This is a genomic window from Phyllobacterium sp. MT110 (assembly GCF_058792715.1).
On the sequence record NZ_JBXAFE010000001.1, the window covers coordinates 131,713 to 151,080 of the forward strand.

Here is a 19,368-nt window from a genome sequence, read left to right on the forward strand (position 1 = left end):
ACGGCCTATTCGGCAGGCGCGGGCTTCGCATCCGGGTAATGCCCGGATACTTCGGCGCCCGCATCCGGCTTCATCGGCATGAATAAGAAGAATGCCAGCGACGATATGGCGGCCACCAGGAAGAATGCCGTGTGGAAATCCGAGAGCTGCAACGGCCCGCCATGCAGATTGGTGGACACTTCCAGAATGCCGCCGGCAACCGCAACGCCCAGGGCGATGGATATCTGCTGGGCGACCGATGCGATCGGTGTTGCAAGGCTGGTCTGTTCATTGGGCACTTCCGCATAGGCAAGTGCGTTGGCCCCGGTAAAGAACAGTGAGCGGAAGAAGCCGCTGACCAGAAGCAGGCCAAGAATGAGCGCGGTCGGTGTTGCCGGCGTGAAGAAACCATTCATGGCAATGAAGCTTGCGGCAATCAGCGATCCATACATCAGCGCATTGCGGAAGCCCGTCTTGCGGAAGAACCATTTGGTCACGAATTTCATGCCGATGGCACCGGCGGCCGATATAAAGGTCATGAGGCCGGACTGGAACGGTGTCATGCCGAAGCCGATCTGGAACATCAGCGGCAGCAGGAACGGTGTCGCACCGACGCCGATGCGGAAAAGACTGCCGCCAAAAATCGAGGCTCGGAACACCTGGTTCTTGAACAGGTCGAGCGCCAGCAGCGGTTCCGGCGTGCGCTTGGCATGGATGAGGTAGAGCACCGTCGAAACGATGCCGACGCCGAGCGTCGAGAACCCGACCCATGCGGGGAGCGCCGGCAGGCTGACCACGGAAAGCCCGAACACAACGCCGGATGCGGCGATGCCGCTGAGGAAGAAGCCGGGCACGTCAAGCTTGCGCTGGATCAGCGTTTCCACATCCGGCAGGTAACGTGTTGCGAACCAGATGCCAAGCAGGCCGATCGGCACGTTGATCAGGAAAATCCAGTGCCAGGTGAAATAGGTGGTGAGAAACCCGCCGATGGGCGGCCCGACCAGCGGCCCGACCAATGCGGGCACGGTCAACCAGGCCATGGCGCCGACAAGCTCGCTGCGCGGCGTCGAGCGCACCAGCACAAGCCGTCCAACCGGCGTCATCATGGCACCGCCGACACCCTGCACGAAGCGTGAGACGACGAAGGCCAGCAGCGAGTTGGAGGCTGCGCAGGCGATCGACCCAAGCACGAACACCACGATGGCCGCGCGGAACACATTTTTTGCGCCGAACCGGTCGGCCATCCAGCCGCTGACCGGGATGAACACGGCGAGCGAGACGAGATAGGCGGTCAGCGCGAGTTTCAGCGCGATGGGGCTCGTACCGATGTCGGCGGCAATGGCGGGCAGGGATGTGGATATGACGGTCGAGTCCATCTGTTCCATGAACAGGGCGACAGCGAGCACGAGCGGAACAATGCGATTCACAATGAATTCCAGTTCTCAATAAAGAGCTTCGTCAGCAATCGGGGTCCGTCGCGGGACTCACAATGAAAAGCAACCCTTGCTGGCGCTGCGATAGCACCAGTGTGGCGGGTGCTCAAGCACCGATCAATCAGATGTGATCCAGCACAATACGATTTTCCGCTATGCAAAAGGGAACGGCCCGGCAGCCGTGACGTTGCCTGTGCACGATCTCAACCGCAGACCCCAAGACTGCCAGAAGGAGATGAACTCATGACGTCATACGAGATTTCCCGCCGCGACCTGTTTCTTGCGTCGAGCGCCATAGCCGGTGGGCTCGCCATATCGCAGGTCATGCCGGATGCTGCCGCCGCAACGGTTCCGCTTTCGCCGGTGAAGTCGCCGGGTTTCAAGCGCTTCAAGCTGGGTGAATTTGAGGTCACCACGCTTCTCGATGGCCTGCGCCTCTCCGACGGCCCGTTTCCCACTTTCGGTGCCGATCAGTCGCAGGAGAAGGTGGCAGAACTGATGCGCGCCAACTTTCTGCCCGAAACGAAGTTCGTCAATGGTTTTGCCCCGGTGCTGATCAATACCGGTGCTGAACTGATCCTGTTCGACACGGGTTTTGGCGCTGCAGGGCGCGACAACGGTTTCGGCCAGCTGGAAGCCAATATGAAAGCGGCGGGTTACACGCCCGATCAGGTGAGCGTTGTCGTCATCACCCATATGCATGGTGACCACATCGGCGGCCTGATGAACGGCGAGAAGCCTGCCTTTGCCAATGCGCGCTATATCGCGGGGCAGATCGAATATGATTTCTGGACCGATCCTGCCCGGGCGGGCACGCCGGCGGAAGCGGGCGCCAAGGGTGTTGCGGCCAAGGTGAAACCGCTGGCGGAAAAGACCACCTTCATCAAGGCGGGTGATGCGGTTGTGTCAGGGATTACCAGCGAAGCGGCTTACGGCCACACGCCCGGCCACATGATTTTCCACGTGGAATCCGCGGGCAAGCGTCTGGTGCTGACCGCCGATACCGCCAATCACTACGTCGCAGCCCTGCAGCATCCGGAATGGGAGGTGGCTTTCGATACGGACCGGGCCAAGGGCATCGAGACGCGCAAACGGGTGCTCGACATGATCGCCACCGACCGCGTGCCGTTCATCGGTTATCACATGCCGTTCCCGTCGGCTGGTTATCTCGACCGGCAGGGAAGCGGCTACCGTTTCGTGCCGGTGACCTATCAGTTCGACGTCTGACCCTGTCCAGGCGTTGCCGCTGCGGCTTCGGCGCGCTTGCGCCGGATCGCATCCGCAATGAACACCCGTGACAATGCGTGGTAGAGCGGTTCGTGCGAGATGATGCGTGCCGTGCCGTAACCGAGCATGGATGTGCACATCAGCGCAATGACGCTGTCATGGCTGCCGGTCATTTCCAGAATGATGACAAAAGCCGTCATCGGTGCCTGCACCACCCCGGCGAAATAGCCGGCCATGCCGAGCACGGCGGCGAGGCCGATATTGCTGCCGGTGAGCAGACCGATTGTGCTGCCGAAGCTTGCGCCGACGGACAGCGAAGGCGCAAAAATGCCGCCGGGAATGCCGGAAACCATGGAAAGGAAACTGGCGAGCAGTTTCTCCAGAAAGAAATACCACGGCAGGGCATGGCCTTCAACGGCGCCGCGCGCCTGTTCGTAGCCCGTGCCGAAGGTTGTACCGCCTGAGGCAACCCCGATCAGCGCAACGGCAAAACCGCACACAGCGGCGAGCAGCAGGGTACGGCGAAACGGATCGGGTGTCGTCCAGCGCTTGATCCTGCGCAATGCCCTGACGGCACCGGCACTGAAAAAGGCACCGAACGCACCGCCGCCGACACCGCACAGGATCACCAGAAGCCAATCGGAAAAGCTGGTTGCGACGGCAACGGATGAACCGAAATAGGTGTAGTTGCCGACAAGTCCGATGGCCGCGAGGCCGGAGAGGATGACGGCGGTCAGAACAAGGCCGTTGGTGCGCGCCTCATAGGAGCGGCCCATTTCCTCGATGGCAAAGACGATGCCGGCGAGCGGCGTATTGAACGCCGCGGCAATACCGGCGGCGGAGCCTGCAAGGATGAGCCCGCGCGCCTGCGCCATGCCGCCCCAGCGCGCCACCTGCAGCATCAGCGACGCGCCGACCTGGACGGTTGGGCCTTCGCGGCCGATGGAGGCGCCGGAAAACAGGCCGACAACAGTCAAAAGGATTTTGCCGAAAACCATGCGCAGGGAAAGCAGCCTGACGCGATCCTCGTGATCGTTGAGATGACGGGCCGCGATGGCCTGCGGAATGCCGCTGCCCTGGGCATTGGGGAAGAAACTGTAGGCCATATAGGCGCAGAAGATGAAGCCGAGCGGCGTGATGATCAAGGGCAGGAATGTCGTCCAGCCGCTGGTTCCGATCACGCCATGAAACGTTTCCTGGGCAAGATCCGCCAGCTTGGCGAAGAGGACGCTGATCACACCAATGGCAACCGCCCCCGCCCAGAACACCAGGCGCGGCCGCCAGACCCGCGTATTGCCCCACATGGCACGGGACCGGCGCAGGAAGGAAACTTTTCGGTAAATCGGGCGCACCATATCTCCTGCATTCAACCGTCCAAGGGGTCGTATGGTCCTAACATGCGGGAAAACGATGGGCCAGTCTCAACAATTCACCCTTTTACTGCCAAGATGCATAGGGCATTTTGCCACCAAGGAGGACGCCATGAAACGATTCTTTGCCATGCTTTGTGTCTCACTGTCGCTCGGGGCTGTGTCGTCAGCGGTTGCCGCTTCACCGGAGGAAAAGGTCGATCCGATCGACAAGGCGGCAACGGAATGTCTGAACAGCCCGGCAGGACAGACGACTTCAGGAATGGTCGACTGCTCGCACAAGGCCTTTGTCGCCTATGACAAGCAGCTGAACGCTGTCTACAAGAAAGTCCTGGCATCGGTCGATCCGGAATCAGCCAAACAGATTCGCGATGCGCAGCGCAAATGGGTGGCGTGGCGCGAGGCCCAGATCAAGGCCGACAACGGCCCGTGGCGCGCCGACCGGGGTTCCATTGCCAGCATGGATATTGAGGCGCTGAATGTGGACGCCGTGCGGGCGCGCATCAAGGAACTTCAATATTATGCGCAGTAAGGCCGGTTTCCATCCACCCCTAGAGGGAGATCGCGTATCGCTGATTGCGGAATAAATACGTTTCCACCTTTCCAAACCGACATATCCATGTTACCAGCCCGTGCCAATTCACCGGAACATTACTGACTCGGCGCACCGCCATCGTGGTGCGCTTGTCGCATTTTAAGGAATTGGTTATGGCAAAAATTGTTGAATCCGCGACGGGCGCGCTGGCACTGACATTTGACGATGTCCTGCTTCAGCCGGGTCATTCCGAAGTCATGCCCGGCCAGACTGACATTCGCACCCGCATTGCTCCCGATATCGAACTGAACCTGCCGCTGCTCTCCGCTGCCATGGACACCGTTACCGAGTCGCGCCTGGCCATTGCCATGGCTCAGGCTGGCGGCATGGGCGTCATCCATCGCAATCTCACACCGGAACTGCAGGCCGAAGAGGTCCGGCAGGTCAAGAAGTTCGAATCCGGCATGGTCGTCAACCCGGTCACCATCGGCCCGGACGCAACGCTTGCCGATGCGCAGGCATTGATGCGCGCCCATGGCATTTCCGGCATTCCGGTGGTCGAGAACGCCGGCGAGGGCAGCCGCAAGCCGGGCCGTCTCGTAGGCATCCTGACCAACCGCGACGTGCGCTTTGCGTCCGATCCCAATCAGAAGATTTACGAGCTGATGACGCGTGAAAACCTCATCACCGTGCGCGAAAACAATGTCCAGCACGAGGAAGCCAAGCGCCTGCTGCACCAGCACCGCATCGAGAAGCTGCTGGTGGTGGACAGCAAGGGCCATTGCGTCGGTCTGATCACCGTCAAGGATATGGAAAAGTCGCAGCTGAACCCGAATGCCGCCAAGGATGCACAGGGACGCCTGCGGGTTGCGGCTGCATCCAGCGTCGGCGAAGACGGTTTCGAGCGCGCCGAACGGCTGATTGCCGCCGGTGTCGACGTGCTCGTCATCGACACGGCCCACGGCCATTCGCAGCGTGTCCTGGATGCGGTCACCCGCGCCAAGAAGATGTCGAACGCCGTGCGCATCATTGCCGGTAACGTCGCAACGGCTGCGGGCACGCAGGCGCTGATCGATGCGGGTGCCGATGCTGTCAAGGTCGGTATCGGACCGGGCTCGATCTGCACCACGCGCATCGTTGCCGGTGTCGGCGTGCCGCAGCTTTCCGCCATCATGTCGGCCGTGGAAGCCGCGCACAAGGCCGGTGTTCCGGTCATTGCCGATGGCGGCATCAAATATTCCGGCGATTTCGCCAAGGCGCTTGCGGCCGGTGCCGCCGCTGCCATGGCAGGTTCCGCCCTTGCCGGAACCGAGGAAAGCCCCGGCGAGGTCTATCTCTACCAGGGCCGTTCCTTCAAGGCCTATCGCGGCATGGGCTCGGTCGGCGCCATGGCCCGTGGTTCGGCGGATCGCTACTTCCAGGCGGAAGTCCGCGACGAGCTCAAGCTTGTGCCGGAAGGCATTGAAGGCCAAGTGGCCTACAAGGGGCCGGTGTCAGGCGTGCTGCATCAGCTTGCCGGCGGTCTTCGTGCATCGATGGGCTATGTCGGTGCCAAGAACCTGGAAGAGTTCCGCGACAAGGCGACCTTTGTCCGCATCACCAATGCGGGCCTGCGGGAAAGCCACACCCACGACGTGACGATCACGCGCGAAAGCCCGAACTATCCGGGCGGCAACTGATCGGGGCGCGGAGGCCATGTCTGACAACGCCCTCCGCGACCACTTCTCGGCCATGGCGCGCAACAGCGCCTGGTCGAACCATCGGCTACTCGGCGCCTGTGCCGGGCTGACGGATGCGGAATTCGCGCAGGAGCGGATCAGTTTCTTCCCGTCGCTGCAGATGACGTTGAACCACAATCTCATTGTCGATCACATCTATCTGGCTGACATGACCGGCGTCGGGCGCAAGAACATCAGCCTCGTCGGGGATATTCCCTTTCCAAACCTGGCTGATCTCAGAGTAGCGCAGGAGGCGTTCGACGCCGATCTGATCGCCTTTTGCGACAGTCTGAGTGCGCCGGATCTCGACCGGATCGTTATGATCGAATGGCAGGACGGGCAGGTTTCACAGGAGCCGATCCGGCTTGTTCTGTCCCATCTGTTCGTGCACCAGATTCATCATCGCGGGCAGGCGCATGCGATGCTGGCGGGAACAAAAGTGCCCCCGCCGCAGCTCGATGAGTTTTTCCTGAACTACGATATTGCGCGCCGCAAGGGCGAACCTTTCGCGACTTGACCTCCCTAAAGGGAGGCTGTTCACGGAATAATCTTCCGCGCCCGCAGATCCCGGAAGACGTTCAGGAACATTTCTTCCGTATCGATATGGTCGTGGAAGCCGGCGCGCCGCAGTTTGCTGCCGTCGGCGAAGAAATCGTAATTCCAGCCGAACACCGCATCGCCAAATCCCCATGACGAGACATCCCTGTAGGGGACTGCCGCAAGACCGTGCTTTCCAACCATTTTCTCCCAGAGCGGTTCCTTGTCGGCCATCACCACGTTCAGGGACATGGGCAGCGGCGGGGCAACCTCCAGATCGAAAAACTTGGCAATTTTCGGCCACATCTCGCTCCAGCGGAAGAGATCGCCATTGTTGATGTTGTAGGCCTGATTGCCTGCAGCCGGATCGGTGGCGATGAACACCGTCGCCCGCGCCAGCAGACCGGCATCGGTCATTTCAAGCAGGCTGTCATAGGCCCCGGGCTTTCCGGGGAAGCGCAGGGGAATGCCAAGTTCCTTGGACATCGAGGCATAGACGGCGATTACCGAGGCAAGGTTCATCGGGTTGCCCAGCGCGTATCCGATAACGACGGACGGGCGCAGCGCGGACCATGTCCAGCGTTTTCCCTTTTGCGCGGCTTCTAGAAAATCCTGCTGATCGATGTTGAATTCCGGCGGCATGTGATTGGCATCGCTCTCGCGCGCCGGTGTCTTGAACGGGCCGAGATGTGCACCGTAGACCTTGTATCCCTGCATGAGGCTGATGTGCCGGAGGCCGGGTGCGATGGGTTCGATGGCATTGACCACGTTGACCAGCATGGCAAGGTTCGGCGGCACCAGCTCCGCCCAGGTCGGACGGTCCTGATAGGCCGCATAAAAGATATGGGTGACATCGGTGAGGTGCGCGAGCTTTGCCTTGGCATCCGCCGCATCAAGCAGATCGACGGCGATGTGGCTGAGCCTGCCATCCGCTATCCCGCCGCGCCGGGACAGGCCGACGATCTGCCAGTCACCCAATTCCTTGAGATATGCAATGAGGTTGCCGCCGATGATGCCATTGGCACCCACAATCACGGCCTTTTTCATGTCCTGCGTCATTTCAACAGCTCCATATTTGTTGGTGCCGTCAGCATCATCCATTTGCATAGGTTTGCGTAGTCTATCAATGGTGATATCATTCATAAGAAAATATTTGAGGTGATGAGTGGATCGCTTTGCTGCAATGAAGACGTTCGTACGGGTGGCGGAGCTTGGCTCGCTGTCGGCGGCGGCGCGGGAACTGGGGCTCACGCAACCGGCCGTAAGCCAGCAGATGGCGGCGCTGGAGCGTCATCTGAACATGCGGCTGCTGCATCGCTCGACACGCCAGCTGGCCCTGACCGACAGCGGCGAGACCTATTACCAGCGGGCGCGGCATATCCTGCAGAGCGTCGAGGAGGCGGAAGAGGCGTTGGCTGGCCTCACAGCTTCGGTTCAAGGCAACCTTCGCGTGCACGCGCCTGTCGGTTTCGGCCAGCTGCACCTGACGCCGATGCTGATCGATTTTCAGCGCCAGCACCCGGATTTGACTGTCGAATTCATTCTCGATGACCGCTTTGCCGATCTGGTGGCCGAGGGTGTGGACGTTGCCATCCGGTTCGGCGCGCTGGCCTCCTCCGGGCTGGTGGCACGGAAACTGGCGACGTTCGAGCGTATTCTCGTGGCTTCGCCGGACTATCTCGCGCGCCATGGCAGCCCCCTGCTGCCGGAGGAACTGTCAGAGCACCGGCATGTCAGGTTCATCTGGTCGCCGCAGGGCGAGGCGGTGCCGCTGATCGGCCCGGAGGGGCCGATTGTCGTGCCGGTCAAATCAGGCTTTCTCGCCAACAACGCTTTCGTGCTCAATCAGGCTCTGTGTGCGGGCGTGGGCATTGGCGGGGCGCAGGTGCCGCTGGTCCAACCGTTTCTCGACGACGGCACGCTGGTTCGCGTGCTGCCCGCTTACCGCTATGCCCCCATGGATATGCACGTGGTCTATGCCTCGGCCAAGTTTCTGCCGCGCAAGGTAAAGGCGTTTGTCGATCATCTCGCGGCTGGCCTGTCCGCAATTCCCGGGTTGAATTAACAGCTTGCGAAAAAAATGAACGTAAACGTAAGATGCGCCAACCTTGGAGGAACCATGTCGCAGACCGCAATTTTCTGGCCGATGATCGCACTGACCGCGCTGATCTATATCGTCTACGGCCTGGTATTCCTTCGCCGGATGGAGGCGGTCAAGAGCGGCCAGGCGTCGCCCCGCGATTTCAAGCTGCCGCTGAAGGAGCCGGAGGTCAGCGTCACGGTGATCCGCAACCTGATCAATCTTTATGAGCTGCCCGTCCTGTTCTACGCCGTCTGCATTTCGCTTTATGTGGTCAATGGCTCATCGTTCCTTGCCGTCATTGTTGCCTGGCTGTTTGTGGCAGCACGCGTCGCCCACACCGTCGTGCATGTGACGTCGAACCGTTTGAGGCTGCGCCAGCCGATTTTCACCATCGGCTATCTCTTGAACGGTATTCTCTGGCTCATTCTCGCGCTGCATCTGGCGATACCCGCAACGGCTTAGAAGCGGTGAGGGGATTGCCGGGAACGGTCAGGAACTAAGCCGCCAGATCGTCCAGCTCTTCGGCTGAGATCAGCAATCGCCTGCCGCACTCGACAATCGTTGCGGCAAGGGCCTCGAAATCGTCGCGTCTTTCGCTTTGCCGGCGCCAGATCAGGCCGATCTCCCGCGAGGGTTCGGGATCGGCAAAGGCAAGGATGCGCACATTGTTGCGGCTGGCCTCCGTGCGCACGGCAATTTCCGGGATCAGCGTCAGGCCCATGCCATGACTGACCATCTGCAGCAGGGTTGTCATGCTGGTGGCGCCATAATTGACCAGCTGCCGCTGCTTGACGCTGGTGCACACCGCCAGGGCCTGATCGCGCAGGCAGTGGCCTTCTTCGAGCAGCAGCAGCCGTTCCAGCGCCACGCTCTCCTGGGTCATCGGCGAGGTGAGAATGTCGGTATCATTGCTCGACGTGGCAATCAGAAACCGGTCGCGGAACAGCGGTTTGGCGACAATGCCATCGCTGTCGATCGGCAAGGCGGCGATCAGCGCGTCGAGATCGCCGAGCCGCAGATCCTCGACCAGCTTTGACGTCACCGCCTCGCGCAACTCGATGGTCAGCTCCGGATAGGCTTCGCGCAGTTCCGGAATGAGAATGGGCAGGAGATAGGGCGCTATTGTCGGGATGATCCCCAGCCGCAGGCGGCCCTGCAGAATGCCGCGCCGCTGCGACGCCAGTTCCTCCAGCGATCGGATGCCGTTCAGGATGCCGCGAACCCGCGGCAAAAGCCGCTTGCCCATATCGGTCAGAACCACTGTGCGGCGCGTCCGCTCGAACAGGGGGGTTCCCAGCCGCTGCTCCATCTCCGCGATCTGCGCCGAAAGCGCCGGCTGCGAAATGCGTGCGAGTTCTGCCGCCTTGCGGAAATGCAGGGTGGTGGCGAGGATATCGAAATAGCGCATCTGACGGACGGAAAACATGATAACCAAATCCTATCAATAATAATTCTAAATTCAATTGGAAACTATGATTGGAATAGTTCTATGGTCACCCCTGAGATCGCAGAGAGCCCGCGCGCCGTGCGATTCTGAAAATAGTGTCAAAAACGAAATTCAAGGAGAAGCCAATGGCTGACCGTCCGACGTTGACAACAACTGCCGGTGCACCGGTATCAGACAATCAGAATTCGAGGACTGCGGGCGAACGCGGTCCTGTTCTCCTGGACGACTATCAGCTGCTCGAAAAGCTTGCCCACCAGAACCGTGAACGCATTCCGGAACGTGTTGTTCACGCCAAGGGCTGGGGCGCATTCGGCACGCTGAAGATCACCGGCGATATCTCCCGCTACACCAAGGCCAAGGCCTTGCAGCCGGGCACCGAAACGCCGCTGCTGCTGCGTTTTTCCACGGTTGCCGGTGAACTTGGCGCCGCCGATGCCGAGCGCGACGTGCGCGGTTTCGCCCTCAAATTCTACACGAGCGAAGGCAACTGGGATCTGGTCGGCAACAACACGCCGGTGTTCTTCGTGCGCGATCCGCTGAAGTTCCCTGATTTCATTCACACGCAGAAGCGCCATCCACGCACCAACATGCGTTCGGCCACCGCCATGTGGGATTTCTGGTCGCTGTCGCCGGAAAGCCTGCACCAGGTTACAATCCTGATGTCGGATCGCGGTCTGCCGGTCGCGCCGATGTACATGAACGGTTACGGCTCGCACACCTATTCCTTCTGGAATGACAATGGCGAGCGCTTCTGGGTAAAATTCCACTTCAAGACCCAGCAGGGCCACAAGCATTACACCAATGCTGAAGCTGAAACCCTGATCGGCAAATCACGCGAAACCTACCAGGAAGAGCTGTTTGGCGGCATTGAACGCGGTGAATTCCCGAAATGGACCGTTCAGGTTCAGATCATGAGCGAAAGCGATGCGGAAAAGACTTCCTACAATCCGTTCGATCTGACCAAGGTCTGGCCGCATGCTGAATTCCCGCCGATCGAAATCGGTGTCATGGAACTCAACCGCAATGCCGACAACTATTTCGCCGAGATCGAGCAGGCTGCCTTCTCGCCGTCGAACGTCGTTCCCGGCATCGGTCATTCGCCGGACAAGATGCTGCAGGCGCGTGTGTTCTCCTATGCGGATGCGCATCGCTACCGCCTTGGCACGCACTATGAAGCACTGCCCGTCAACCAGCCGAAGTGCCCGGTCCATCACTACCACAAGGATGGCCAGATGAACTTCTTTGGCCAGAAGACCGGCAATGTCGATGCCTATTACGAGCCCAACAGCTTCTCGGGCGCCGTCGAGCAGCCGTCGGCAAAAGAGCCGCCGCTGGCTCTTTCCGGCAATGCGGATCGCTACAACCACCGCATCGGCAACGATGACTACGGTCAGGTGACGGCACTGTTCAACCTGTTCGACGCCGGTCAGCGTGCACGCCTGTTCTCCAACATTGCCGCGGCAATGGGCGGTGTTCCCGGCGCAATCATCGAGCGCCAGCTGGCACACTTCAAGCGCGTTCATCCCGCGTATGAAGCCGGCGTGCGGGCTGCCCTCAAGGAAGCGCATGGCTATGAAGCCAACGCGATTTCCAACGAAGAAAAGCACGCCGCGGCCGAGTAATCGCTGCCTGCAACAACTTTGTTGTTCAATGTGAAAGCCGGAGCGTGATGCTCCGGCTTTCTTTTATTGGCTTTGCCATGTATGCGAAGCCGGTAGACAACAAGAAGGAATTCCCATGCGACTTGGCGGACGCCTGCAGGCGGCAATCGAAGTACTGGACGATATTGAGACCCGCAAACGCCCGGCTTCCGATGCGCTCAAGGATTGGGGACTGTCGCACCGCTTTGCCGGTGCGGGTGACCGCGCGGTCATCGGCAATATCGTTTATGATGCCTTGCGGCGGAAATTGTCGCTCGGCTGGCGCATGGACAGCAACGCGGCCCGTCATATTGCCTTTGGCGTGCTCTTGTCCGATGCCGAACTGGTTATCGATGAAATCAATGCCGCGCTGGACGGCGACAAGTTCGCGCCCGCACCGCTCGAAGCCGACCGCATGGCCATTTGGCAGGAGCGTGACCTCGCGGCGGCGCCCGATCATGTGCGCGCCGACACGCCAGAATGGTGTGTGCCGCATTTCCAGTCAATTTTCGGCGATGCCTGGGTGGGTGAAGCCGCTGCCCTCAGCGACCGCCCGCCGGTCGATCTGCGCGTCAACACGCTGAAGGCCGATCGCGAAAAGGTGCTGAAGGAACTGGTTCGCGCCGGAGCCAGCGCCGCGCCGCTGCTGGAAACCGCCGTCCGGGTGCCGCCGCTGCGCGCCATGGGCCGTCATCCGAACGTGCAGGCGGAACCGGCCTTCCAGCGTGGCCTTTTCGAGGTGCAGGATCTCGGCTCGCAGATCGCTGCCAAACTCAGCGGTGCCAGGCCTGGCGAACAGGTGCTCGACTACTGCGCCGGAGCTGGTGGCAAGACGCTGGCGCTGGCGGCCCAGATGGGCAACAAGGGGCAAATTCACGCCTATGACGCGGAACGCGCCCGGCTTGCCCCCATTTTTGACCGGCTCAAACGGGCAGGGGTGCGCAATGCGCAGGCCCACGCCAATTCCAGCGAACTCATTCCGCTTGAAGGCCAGATGGATCTCGTTCTGGTCGATGCGCCTTGCACCGGTTCCGGCACCTGGCGGCGCAGGCCGGACGCGAAGTGGCGCCTCAGCGAGCAGCAGCTGGAACGGCGCGAGGTGGAACAGCGTGAGGTGCTTGACGCGGCCAAGGCCTATGTGAAACCGGGCGGGCGGCTGGTCTACATCACCTGCTCGCTGTTTGCGCCGGAAAACGGCCAGCAGGTCGCTGCGTTCCTGGGGGCAAACCCTGATTATACCCCGGTCGATACCCGCCCGCTCTGGCAGGAGGCGGTCTCGGCGAGCGACGGTCTCGGGCCCTTGTTCAAGGATGGCAACACGATCCTGTCGCCATTGTCGACGTCGACAGACGGCTTCTTCATTTCTGTTCTCAGACGCGAGAAATAACGGTACAACCATCCGCGACATTGTCCGCAGGAAAGGTTCTACCATGTCCCGGTCCGTAGGGTTTCTCTTGTTTCTCGTGTTGACTGTCGGTGGCGGGCTTGCCATCGGCTATATCACGCTGCCTGGCGAATGGTATGCCGGGCTGGTCAAGCCTTCATTCAACCCGCCGAACTGGATTTTCGCGCCGGTGTGGACGATCCTGTATGTCCTGATCGCCGTTGCCGGATGGCGTGTGTGGGATCTCGATATGACCTCCGCCCAGCAATTCTGGTGGGCGCAGCTCGTCCTGAATTTCCTGTGGTCTCCGACCTTTTTCGGCTTCCAGCAGATGGGATTTGCCTTGCTGGTCATCGCGCTTTTGCTGGTCTCGATCATCGCCTTCATCCGGGTGACATGGGAGCCTGAACGGCCCGCCGCGCTCATGTTCATTCCCTATCTCGTCTGGGTCGCCTTCGCCACGCTTCTCAACGCATCGCTGTATCTGCTCAATCCGGTGTCCTGACATGAGTTTGCCCTATCAACTGGCCGCTATTGGCGGCAAACAGGTGCTGTTCGTCATGGCGGTGGACGCGGAGTATGGGGCGCATCTGCAGCGGCTGTTCCGGCCGCTGATGACCGGTGTCGGGCCGGTGGAGGCAGCGGTCAGCCTTGCGGCCAATCTCGCCGCGCTGGAACGGGATGGAATCGTACCGGACCTCGTTGTATCGCTAGGATCAGCCGGGTCGCGGACGCTGGAGCAGACCGAAGTCTACCAGGCGACAAGCGTCTCCTATCGCGACATGGACGCTTCGCCGCTTGGCTTTACCAAGGGGGCAACGCCGTTTCTCGATCTGCCGGTCACCGTACCTTTGCCGCTGCGTATCCCGGGCGTGAAGGAAGCATCGCTTTCAACCGGCGCGAACATCGTCTCGGGCAGCGCCTATGACCGGATCGATGCGGATATGGTGGAGATGGAAACCTTCGCCATATTGCGCGCCTGCCAGCGTTTTGGCCTGCCACTGATCGGGCTGCGCGGCATTTCCGACGGTGCTGCCGACCTGCGCCATGTCGGTGACTGGACCGAATATCTGCATGTGATCGACGAAAAACTGGCGTTGGCCGTGGAAGCCATGGGCCAGGCACTGGAGACCGGGGCGATCACGCTTGGGACAACCGAATAAATTGGCGCAAACCACGCAGATGCAACTCATCCCACCCAAATTGTGAACAAATGCAATTGGCATCCGCGTGTGGTGGAGTGACCCATTGCATCGACTCGGCAATTGCTTTAAAGGCCCGCCATGAACACACCCACTCATCCCGATACAGTCCTCATCGTCGATTTCGGCAGCCAGGTAACGCAGCTGATTGCACGCCGTGTGCGCGAAGCTGGTGCCTATTCCGAGATCGTTCCTTTCCAATCCGCTGACGAAGCATTCCGCCGCATCAAGCCGAAGGCGGTCATTCTATCCGGCAGTCCGCATTCCACCGTGGATATCGGCAGCCCGCGCGCGCCGCAGGCCGTGTTTGAATCGGATATCCCGGTTCTTGGCATCTGCTATGGCGAGCAGACCATGTGCGCGCAGCTTGGCGGCAAGGTCGAAAGCGGCCATCACCGCGAGTTCGGCCGCGCTTTCCTCGACATTCAGGAAGAATGCGCCCTATTCGACGGCATCTGGGCCAAGGGGACACGCCATCAGGTCTGGATGAGTCATGGCGACCGCGTCGTTTCCATCCCTGACGGTTTCAAGGTTGTCGGCACATCGACCGGCGCGCCGTTCGCGGCCATCGCCAACGAAGCCAAGAAATTCTATGCCGTGCAGTTCCATCCGGAAGTCGTGCACACGCCCGACGGCGCCAAGCTTCTGCAGAATTTCGTGCATCGCATTGCCGGCATCAAGGGCGACTGGACCATGTCCGCCTATCGCGAACAGGCCGTCGCTGCGATCCGCAAGCAGGTTGGCGACAAGAAGGTGATCTGCGCCCTCTCGGGCGGTGTTGATTCCTCCGTCGCTGCCTTGCTGATCCATGAAGCGGTTGGCGATCAGCTCACCTGCATTCTTGTCGACCACGGTCTGATGCGCAAGAACGAGGCAGCCGATGTGGTTGCCATGTTCCGCGAACATTACAACCTGCCGCTCATTCTTGTGAACGCGCAGGATCGTTTCATCGACGCGCTGGAAGGCGAATCCGATCCGGAGAAGAAGCGCAAGACCATTGGCCGCCTGTTCATCGAAGTGTTCGAGGAAGAAGCCAAGAAGCTTGGCGGTGCCGATTTCCTCGCACAGGGAACGCTCTATCCCGACGTGATCGAAAGCGTCTCCTTCACTGGCGGCCCTTCGGTGACGATCAAGTCGCACCACAATGTCGGCGGTCTGCCCGAGCGCATGAACATGCAACTGGTCGAGCCGCTGCGTGAGCTGTTCAAGGATGAAGTACGCGTGCTTGGCAAGGAACTCGGATTGCCCGATTCCTTCATCGGCCGCCATCCGTTCCCCGGTCCCGGCCTTGCCATCCGCTGCCCCGGTGGCATCACCCGCGAGAAGCTGGAAATCCTGCGTGAGGCCGATGCGGTCTATCTCGATGAAATCCGCAAGGCGGGCCTTTACGATGTGATCTGGCAGGCATTCGCCGTGCTTCTGCCGGTGCAGACCGTCGGTGTCATGGGCGATGGCCGGACCTACGAATTCGTCTGCGCCCTGCGTGCCGTGACCTCTGTCGATGGCATGACAGCCGACTTCTACCACTACGACATGAGCTTCCTTGGCCAGGCGGCCACGCGGATCATCAACGAAGTCAAGGGCATCAACCGCGTCGTCTATGACGTCACGTCGAAGCCGCCAGGCACGATCGAGTGGGAATGATTTAACCCGTCCAGACACCGTGCTTGGTGAATTTTTCAAAGCACCGTCACGGCCATTGATGCTCGCGGCGGTGCTTTTTGCTTCGAGCCATTGACAGAGAGATTTGCCTTCGCAAGTCTTCGAAATTATGCTGACGATACGTTTCGGTAATCAGCGGGAAGTTTGACCGCGATGCAGGCCGGTTATTCGCGGGACCAGCCAGGGTCGACGCCTCGCCAAAGATCACGATCTTTATGCCGAAACACTCGCCGGACTTTACATCGTCGCGTTCGCCGTCCTTCTTGTAGCGCACGTCCACGCCCTGCTATATTGTCTGAGCGTGCTGAACGTCGAGGAAATCGTCCTCACGCTTTCGGTGATGTTCGCCAATATCAGTATTTATCTGGAGGACTTGCAGGGCTGAGGCCTCGTTAAGGTGACCCGCTTATAGGCACCCACCTCGATCACGTATCGCACGCATGACCAGGTTAGGAGTTTCGTATGAACGTCGTTGAATGCGATGTACCGTCTGGCAGCTTGCTCAGCCGCGAGATTATCCAACAGGCTTATTTCCGCGACTCGTATGGGGTGCCGCTGAGATGCAAAGATCTTGCCATTGTCGATGTCTTCCGCAGCATTTTCGCGCATCGTCCGCTGTGGATGAAGCTTCTCCTGATCGTCCGCAACAGGATCGCCTCCCTTTCGGGCCTGGATGCGCCGACCGCGTCCGAAATCCTCCATGTCGAGATCAAAGATCGCTACGTCGTCGGTGAAACGATCGGCGTCTGGCCGATCTTCGCGCTCAGTGAGGATGAAGTCATTGCCGGGCGCAATAACAAACACATGGATTTCAGGCTATCGGTTCTAAAGGTTTCCGATGGCGACAGAATGCGCGTAGTTGTCTCTACCATCTGCATCGTCCACAATCTGTACGGCAAACTTTATCTTCTGGTGGTCATTCCGTTCCACAAATATGGCGTCCGGAAGCTGATGGCGAACGCGCTTGTGGCGGGAAGACTGTCGTGTCCGGAAAAATCACGTCGTTAGATCAATGTGTTATCATTTCTCAGAACAGTCGAGTAGAGTAAGGACAATCGACGCCATCGTGTCCCTTTGGCAGGAGTGCGATGAAGCCGTGATTTAATCGTTCGGCGCCATACGAAAGAACAGTCATGAATGAGTCTGAACAGGATATTGCTGAAATAGCCAGGAATTTTGAGGCTATGGGCAATTTCATCGAGCATTTTGGCATCAACAGGGATAGGGGCGAGCGGTGCCGTTTCGATGCCGATGTCATCTTCCAAAGCACGCGTCTGGCGCACGAAAACACCCGAGTATATCTCAGTTTTCGCGACGACGATGTTTCGTCCGTGCGGTTTGCAGAAAAAGGCGAGCTCAATCCGGTCTTTGTCCATACGGAATTCCGGGTCACGTCCTCGCATTTCCAGTTTGAAAACAATGAGCTGCAGATTACCGGTTCCTCGCCCAAAGTAGGCACGTACAAGGTCCGCATCATACCAGCATAGCTGATCAGGAAAGGCTCTGAGGCATGTTCCGGTGCACGGCTTTGTCGATAGCGGCCTGAAGAGCGTCGCCATCGACGGGTTTGTTGAGCATTTGCAGGCCGCTTTCGGCTATCTGTTTCAGGACGGACGGGGATGTATCGCCTGTCAGCAGGAACGCCGGAACCGTATAGGTCAGATGGTTGAACAGGTCGGCAATCGCCTCCAATCCGGTTGTTCCTGTCGCCAGTCTGTAATCGGCGATGATCAAATCCACCGGCGTCCGTTCCGGTGCCGAAGCGTGGAGCCGTATCACAGCCGCCGCAGATTTGTCCGCGTAAACCCTATGCCCCAGGACCGTCAGCAACTGAGTGATGGCGTCGAGAACATCAGGTTCATCATCGACCACCATGATGCAGAGAGAGCCGGAAAGTGCAGCCCGCCGCGCGGGGAGAGACGCCGGCGGGCGCGACGTCAGCGGAACAAGGATCGAAAACATCGAACCGCGACCCTCCCGCGACACGAGCCTCAAGGGATGACCGAGCAATTGCGCCGTGCGGCGGACGATTGCCAGACCAAGGCCCAGCCCCTTTTCGCGATCCCGCGCCGGATTGTTCAACTGGTGGAATTCGTCGAACACCGTTTCCTGCTGGTCGGGAGGAATGCCGATACCGGTATCGAGCACCTGTATCTCGACATTTGAACCGCGCTTGCGGCAACCCAGGAGAATTTTCCCGTGGTCGGTGTAGTTGAATGCGTTGGTGAGAAGGTTTGCCAGGATACGCCGCAGCATCATCGGGTCGGTGTAGACCCAGAGATCGCGATCAGCCAGACGCCATTCGAGGTTGCGCTCCCGCGCGGTTCCGCTGAATTCGTCATGCAGATCATCGAACAAGCGCGACAGTGAAACGGGTTCTCTAGCGGTTGTGACGATGCCGGCGTCCAGGCGCGACATGTCGAGCAATGCATTCAGCAAGCCGCTGAGGTTTCCCGTGATCGATTTTACCCGCTTCGCCAGCGTGCGTGCGTCTGCACCGCGGACGTCGCCCCGTTCGCCCAGCGTGGCCAGCGTCGAATTGAAGAGGCTGAGCGCGTGCAGGGGCTGGCGCAGGTCATGGCTTGCCGCAGCCAGAAAACGCGACTTGGCGCGATCGGCCGCCCGGGCCTTGTCCCGCTCTTCCTTCAATTGGGTAATGAGTGTCACGTTCTCGAAACGCAGCAGAACGGTCTCGACCATCGATTTGTACGACACACGGCTGTAGTAAAGATTGACACCGGCAAGACAAACAACAAACACCAGATAAACGTCATTGATCGCCGCCTCCGCCGTCAGCGCGCGGATTGCCATGGGCAACAGCATGGCAATCAGCGAACCCGCATAGGCCGGTGGAAATGCGGACAGTGATGGAATGGCGCCGCATACCAGGCCGGTGAGCACGATGGTGGTGAAAGCCTGCATTTGCGGCTCTGCCGATAAAAATCCGAACCAGCCAAGCAAACCCCACAATGCGCTCGATGCCCAGGACAGGATCGTGAAACGCCAGGCCCAGGCCGACAGAGCCGTGCCGGATTGTTCCGCCTCGGATTTAGGGCGCCCGAAATAGCGTCTTGATGTCAGGACACGGGCGATTGTCAGGCAGTAAATCGCCCCCACCCACGACACAAGAAGCTCGCTTTGTACAAAATTC

19 protein-coding genes are annotated in these 19,368 nt (G+C 59.8%); 13 read left to right on the forward strand and 6 right to left on the reverse strand.

The genetic code is table 11. From position 1 onward, the window contains the following. Positions 1-5: 5 nt before the first annotated feature. Positions 6-1,406 (reverse strand): MFS transporter, encoded by a 1,401-nt coding sequence (locus tag AC1Q5O_RS00650; protein ID WP_464662848.1) that lies wholly within the window; start codon positions 1,404-1,406, stop codon positions 6-8. Between the two features lie 249 nt (positions 1,407-1,655). Between AC1Q5O_RS00650 and AC1Q5O_RS00655 the strand changes: the two genes are divergently transcribed. Next, positions 1,656-2,639 carry an MBL fold metallo-hydrolase gene (locus AC1Q5O_RS00655; RefSeq protein WP_492561575.1) on the forward strand — a complete coding sequence of 328 codons (984 nt, stop codon included), beginning with the start codon at positions 1,656-1,658 and terminating at the stop codon, positions 2,637-2,639. Here the strand turns inward: AC1Q5O_RS00655 and AC1Q5O_RS00660 are convergent. Continuing rightward, on the reverse strand, positions 2,624-3,943 hold the full coding sequence (locus AC1Q5O_RS00660; RefSeq protein WP_492563045.1) for a chloride channel protein: 1,320 nt from the start codon (positions 3,941-3,943) through the stop codon (positions 2,624-2,626). The genes AC1Q5O_RS00655 and AC1Q5O_RS00660 overlap by 16 nt on opposite strands. Before the next feature lie 178 nt (positions 3,944-4,121). On the opposite strand from AC1Q5O_RS00660, the gene AC1Q5O_RS00665 reads away from it, so the two are divergent. The 3 genes from AC1Q5O_RS00665 to AC1Q5O_RS00675 all read left to right on the forward strand — a co-directional run bounded on the left by AC1Q5O_RS00665 (position 4,122) and on the right by AC1Q5O_RS00675 (position 6,779). Beyond that, positions 4,122-4,541 carry a lysozyme inhibitor LprI family protein gene (locus AC1Q5O_RS00665; protein ID WP_464662851.1) on the forward strand — a complete coding sequence of 140 codons (420 nt, stop codon included), beginning with the start codon at positions 4,122-4,124 and terminating at the stop codon, positions 4,539-4,541. Positions 4,542-4,717: 176 nt separating this feature from the next. Further along, positions 4,718-6,223 carry an IMP dehydrogenase gene (guaB, locus tag AC1Q5O_RS00670; protein WP_223611621.1) on the forward strand — a complete coding sequence of 502 codons (1,506 nt, stop codon included), beginning with the start codon at positions 4,718-4,720 and terminating at the stop codon, positions 6,221-6,223. 16 nt (positions 6,224-6,239) lie between these two features. After that, a complete protein-coding gene (locus AC1Q5O_RS00675) occupies positions 6,240-6,779 on the forward strand; it encodes a DinB family protein (protein ID WP_492561576.1) in 540 nt (179 codons plus the stop codon). A gap of 20 nt (positions 6,780-6,799) precedes the next feature. On the opposite strand, the gene AC1Q5O_RS00680 is transcribed toward AC1Q5O_RS00675, so the two are convergent. Further along, positions 6,800-7,858 carry an SDR family oxidoreductase gene (locus AC1Q5O_RS00680; RefSeq protein ID WP_492561577.1) on the reverse strand — a complete coding sequence of 353 codons (1,059 nt, stop codon included), beginning with the start codon at positions 7,856-7,858 and terminating at the stop codon, positions 6,800-6,802. Positions 7,859-7,982: 124 nt separating this feature from the next. On the opposite strand from AC1Q5O_RS00680, the gene AC1Q5O_RS00685 reads away from it, so the two are divergent. Both AC1Q5O_RS00685 and AC1Q5O_RS00690 read left to right on the forward strand, forming a co-directional pair. After that, on the forward strand, positions 7,983-8,864 hold the full coding sequence (locus AC1Q5O_RS00685) for a LysR family transcriptional regulator (protein WP_492561578.1): 882 nt from the start codon (positions 7,983-7,985) through the stop codon (positions 8,862-8,864). A 54-nt stretch (positions 8,865-8,918) separates the two neighbouring features. After that, entirely contained in the window at positions 8,919-9,344 is a 426-nt protein-coding gene (locus tag AC1Q5O_RS00690) for an MAPEG family protein (RefSeq protein ID WP_464662855.1), read from the forward strand. 34 nt (positions 9,345-9,378) lie between these two features. Here the strand turns inward: AC1Q5O_RS00690 and AC1Q5O_RS00695 are convergent, their stop codons facing one another. Then, a complete protein-coding gene (locus AC1Q5O_RS00695; RefSeq protein ID WP_223611616.1) occupies positions 9,379-10,308 on the reverse strand; it encodes a hydrogen peroxide-inducible genes activator in 930 nt (309 codons plus the stop codon). 146 nt (positions 10,309-10,454) lie between these two features. Between AC1Q5O_RS00695 and katA the strand changes: the two genes are divergently transcribed. The 5 genes from katA to guaA all read left to right on the forward strand — a co-directional run bounded on the left by katA (position 10,455) and on the right by guaA (position 16,199). Further along, positions 10,455-11,951 (forward strand): catalase KatA, encoded by a 1,497-nt coding sequence (gene katA, locus AC1Q5O_RS00700; protein WP_403170232.1) that lies wholly within the window; start codon positions 10,455-10,457, stop codon positions 11,949-11,951. Between the two features lie 115 nt (positions 11,952-12,066). Then, positions 12,067-13,356: an RsmB/NOP family class I SAM-dependent RNA methyltransferase gene (locus AC1Q5O_RS00705; RefSeq protein WP_492561579.1), complete on the forward strand. Its 1,290-nt coding sequence runs from the start codon at positions 12,067-12,069 to the stop codon at positions 13,354-13,356. A 43-nt stretch (positions 13,357-13,399) separates the two neighbouring features. Continuing rightward, positions 13,400-13,858, forward strand: a complete 459-nt coding sequence (locus AC1Q5O_RS00710; RefSeq protein WP_472461671.1) for a TspO/MBR family protein — start codon at positions 13,400-13,402, stop codon at positions 13,856-13,858. Position 13,859: 1 nt separating this feature from the next. Further along, positions 13,860-14,516, forward strand: a complete 657-nt coding sequence (locus tag AC1Q5O_RS00715; RefSeq protein WP_492561580.1) for a 5'-methylthioadenosine/S-adenosylhomocysteine nucleosidase — start codon at positions 13,860-13,862, stop codon at positions 14,514-14,516. A gap of 120 nt (positions 14,517-14,636) precedes the next feature. Further along, the gene (guaA, locus tag AC1Q5O_RS00720; RefSeq protein ID WP_472461670.1) at positions 14,637-16,199 is read left to right on the forward strand and encodes a glutamine-hydrolyzing GMP synthase; all 1,563 of its coding nucleotides are present in this window, start codon (positions 14,637-14,639) and stop codon (positions 16,197-16,199) included. A 46-nt stretch (positions 16,200-16,245) separates the two neighbouring features. Here the strand turns inward: guaA and AC1Q5O_RS00725 are convergent, their stop codons facing one another. Then, entirely contained in the window at positions 16,246-16,491 is a 246-nt protein-coding gene (locus tag AC1Q5O_RS00725; protein ID WP_492561581.1) for a hypothetical protein, read from the reverse strand. Between the two features lie 188 nt (positions 16,492-16,679). On the opposite strand from AC1Q5O_RS00725, the gene AC1Q5O_RS00730 reads away from it, so the two are divergent. Together AC1Q5O_RS00730 and AC1Q5O_RS00735 are read left to right on the forward strand one after the other, a co-directional pair. Next, complete coding sequence (locus AC1Q5O_RS00730) at positions 16,680-17,225, forward strand: DUF2867 domain-containing protein (RefSeq protein ID WP_492561582.1); 546 nt, start codon at positions 16,680-16,682, stop codon at positions 17,223-17,225. A 125-nt stretch (positions 17,226-17,350) separates the two neighbouring features. Next, the gene (locus AC1Q5O_RS00735; protein WP_492561583.1) at positions 17,351-17,704 is read left to right on the forward strand and encodes a hypothetical protein; all 354 of its coding nucleotides are present in this window, start codon (positions 17,351-17,353) and stop codon (positions 17,702-17,704) included. Positions 17,705-17,708: 4 nt separating this feature from the next. Here the strand turns inward: AC1Q5O_RS00735 and AC1Q5O_RS00740 are convergent, their stop codons facing one another. Beyond that, the gene (locus AC1Q5O_RS00740; RefSeq protein ID WP_492561584.1) at positions 17,709-19,343 is read right to left on the reverse strand and encodes a hybrid sensor histidine kinase/response regulator; all 1,635 of its coding nucleotides are present in this window, start codon (positions 19,341-19,343) and stop codon (positions 17,709-17,711) included. Between the last annotated feature and the right edge of the window lie 25 nt (positions 19,344-19,368).